The 3,154-nt window shown below is 64.9% G+C and carries 3 protein-coding genes and 1 pseudogene; 3 read left to right on the top strand and 1 reads right to left on the bottom strand.

All coding sequences use genetic code 11. From position 1 onward, the window contains the following. Positions 1 to 742, bottom strand: a pseudogene (locus HC022_RS22380) (polysaccharide biosynthesis protein); the annotation flags it as partial. Positions 743 to 1,178: 436 nt separating this feature from the next. On the opposite strand from HC022_RS22380, the gene HC022_RS22385 reads away from it, so the two are divergent. The 3 genes from HC022_RS22385 to HC022_RS22395 form a co-directional block, all read left to right on the top strand. Next, on the top strand, positions 1,179 to 2,201 hold the full coding sequence (locus HC022_RS22385) for an aspartate-semialdehyde dehydrogenase (protein ID WP_008886759.1): 1,023 nt from the start codon (positions 1,179 to 1,181) through the stop codon (positions 2,199 to 2,201). Between the two features lie 237 nt (positions 2,202 to 2,438). Then, positions 2,439 to 2,597: a hypothetical protein gene (locus tag HC022_RS22390; RefSeq protein ID WP_167453871.1), complete on the top strand. Its 159-nt coding sequence runs from the start codon at positions 2,439 to 2,441 to the stop codon at positions 2,595 to 2,597. Between the two features lie 321 nt (positions 2,598 to 2,918). Next, positions 2,919 to 3,154, top strand: a 236-nt coding sequence (locus tag HC022_RS22395; protein ID WP_167453872.1) for a hypothetical protein, incomplete at its 3' end; no start/stop codon positions are given.

Consider the following 3,154-nt stretch of genomic DNA (forward strand, 5'->3'; position numbering starts at 1 on the left):
CGCCTACGAGCTCGGCGAAGGACGGCAGGGCGTGGACCTCGCAGCCGATCAGGCGCAGGCGGTGGGCGATGCGGGCAAGCTGCGGCTGGCTGATCGACGGCATCGCCAGCACGACGCGCTCGATGCCCTTGCGGGCAATCAGTTCCTTGATGGCCGAGGGCGCGTGCACCCGCAGCCCCGCGATCACTTGGCTCTGCAGGGTGGGATTGTCGTCGACGAAGGCCACCGGCTCGATGGCGTGGTCGTGGCGCAGCGCCGCGGCGAGCTGCTGGCCGGTCTGGCCGGCACCGTAGATCAGCACGCGCATGCGGTTCATCCCGCGGCGGTAGACCTCGATGGTGGCGTAGCGCAGCAGGATCCGCCACGAGGCGGCGAGCACCAGCAGCAACAGCGAGAAGTTGAAGTAGACCGCAAGCGACAGCGGCGGCACGATCATGCCGTTGAAGAGCCCCCCGAAGCCGCCGCAGACCAGCGCGAAGCCGGCGGTGCGGACGATGCCGCGCGTATCATAGGCGTTGAGCGTGAAGCGCGGCAGGCCGAACCACCACGACAGCGCGCTGCCCGTGACCACCAGTCCGAGGATCATCGGGATCAGCTGGTCGGTGCCCGGAAGGTCGGGATTGACGGCGGCGTTCAGCGCAATGGCCGAGATCATCGCGATCGCGATGACGCCTGCGTCCATGAGCATGAAGAGCCACTGCTTCTGCGTCCGCGTCAGAGACGTGACGAGCCTGTAGAGCATTTTAGTTCGACCTCCACGAACGCGGTCCGTTCAACGAGTTCCTGAAAATTGTCCGGCACCCTTCGGCGAAACGGCCCACGATTACGCGGCGCATGACGTCACTCATCTGCTCAACCAGTGATCAAAAGTTGGTTCCATCTACGCGAATGCCCAATCCATAGACAAGTCTGGAATTTCTGCACCTGCGAGAATTGGCGGGTTTCTTCCGACGGAACAGGGGCATCCACACCATATGCGCACAAAACGACCGTTTGCTCAACTTTACGTCACATGGCATCGGCACCATGCCATCGCTGGGCTGCGTCGGTGATTCGCTGCCATCGCGCTTTCTCTGTAAAGACCCTTTCGTTGTGCCATGCCATACGGTATGAGGCGCGCCAGCCCTACGCGCCGCAGACAAGCGTGCGCGCGGGCGGAAAAACCGAAGGAGAGCCAGATGGGCTATAAGGTCGTTGTCGCTGGCGCCACGGGGAACGTGGGCCGGGAAATGCTGAACATCCTCGCCGAGCGCGAGTTTCCGGTGGACGAGCTCGCCGCGCTTGCGTCGCGCCGGTCGCTCGGCACCGAAGTGAGCTTTGGCGACAAGACACTCAAGACCCAGGACCTCGACACGTTCGACTTCACCGGCTGGGACATCGCGCTCTTTGCCGTGGGCTCGGACGCCACCAAGAAATATGCCCCCAAGGCCGCGGCAGCGGGCTGCGTGGTGATCGACAACTCGTCGCTCTACCGCTACGACCCCGATGTGCCGCTGGTGGTGCCGGAAGTGAACGCCGACGCGGTCATGGGCTACACCAAGAAGAACATCATCGCGAACCCGAACTGCTCGACCGCGCAGATGGTCGTTGCCCTGAAGCCGCTGCATGACCGCGCCAAGATCAAGCGCGTCGTCGTGTCGACCTACCAGTCGGTGTCGGGCGCGGGCAAGGAAGGCATGGACGAGCTCTGGGATCAGACCAAGGCGGTCTACAACCCGGTGACCGAGGTTCCGCCGAAGAAGTTCCAGAAGCAGATCGCCTTCAACGTCATTCCCCAAATCGACGTCTTCATGGACGACGGCTCGACCAAGGAAGAGTGGAAGATGGTCGCCGAGACCAAGAAGATCGTGGATCCGAGCATCAAGGTCACCGCGACCTGCGTGCGCGTGCCGGTCTTCGTCGGCCACGCCGAGGCGATCAACATCGAGACCGAGGACTTCCTTGACGAGGACGAGGCCCGCGACATCCTGCGCGAGGCGCCCGGCATCATGGTGATCGACAAGCGCGAGCCCGGCGGCTACGCGACCCCGGTGGAATGCGTCGGCGATTTCGCCACCTTCATCAGCCGCATCCGTCAGGACTCGACCATCGAGAACGGCCTGAACTTCTGGTGCGTCTCGGACAACCTGCGCAAGGGCGCGGCGCTCAACGCCGTGCAGATCGCCGAGGTGCTTGGCCAGAAGGCGCTGAAGAAAGGCTGACACCGCGCAGCCTTGCAAATTCGACGCAAATCGAGCGGGGCCCACGGGCCCCGTTTTCATTTTCGGAAAATTCTACCTACTCGGTCGGATAGGCGGCGACACATCCTTTGCCACAGGGGCGCTACCCTTCGGAAAACTGGCACCACGGCACACCACGGGATACATTGATCTCGACGGCGCGGGCAGAAGCCAGCGCACAACGGCCAGAACGGCACCGGACAGATACTGGAGCCCGCCATGACCACTGCCACCATGACCGCCTCGACCGATTTCCTCGCCCTTGCCCGCGGCCGCCGCATCGAGGCGCTCACCGCCCGCAACCTGCTGCTATGCGACCGTCACGTGCGTCCCGAGATCGGCACCCTGGACCGCGTGCTGCGCTTCCTCGGCCTCTGACACCACCTCCATCCGGCCGCCCATTCACTCACGGAACGGCGGCACGGCGCCGGCGCTTGCACCGCCGCGTCGCCCGGCCACCTCTCTCTCGCTCTCTCCCTGGCCCGCGACGCCGCACCACCGGCGCACACTCCGCCCCCCTGCAGCCGCGCCTGCACGTTGCGAACCGTCCGCGCGTGCCGCAGGGGGCACCGGAGCCCCCCGGATCGCACCGCGCGTTGCCTGTTGCACGCATGCAGCACTCGCGGGCTTAACGTTTTGGTTGCCAAAATTGCGCCCAACTGAAGGCGGATGCTGGCAGCACAGGCAAGGAGAAGAACGATGCGAATCGCACCTATCTCGGCGGTCGGCTGGGTCGGCCCCGTCACACTTCCCGAAATGCCCGATTGCGAGACCGCGGCGCTGCTGCGCCAGATCTTGCTGCCGGTGCTGGAAAACGCCCCCGACTGGCGCAGCCTCGCGGGCGAGCTGGCCCGCAAGGGCTACGAGATCACCTTCAGGCTTGGCCGCATGGTCATCGTGGACGCCGAGACCGGCGCCGCGCTGGGCACCGGGCA

Origin of the sequence: Salipiger sp. HF18 (genome assembly GCF_011806505.1) — a bacterium.
In the GTDB taxonomy this organism is placed as follows: domain Bacteria; phylum Pseudomonadota; class Alphaproteobacteria; order Rhodobacterales; family Rhodobacteraceae; genus Salipiger; species Salipiger thiooxidans.

Bases quoted from the DNA above. Each gene is read 5' to 3' on its own strand.
- HC022_RS22385 (WP_008886759.1), top strand. From the start codon at position 1,179: ATGGGCTATAAGGTCGTTGTCGCTGGCGCCACGGGGAACGTGGGCCGG.
- HC022_RS22390 (WP_167453871.1), top strand. From the start codon at position 2,439: ATGACCACTGCCACCATGACCGCCTCGACCGATTTCCTCGCCCTTGCC.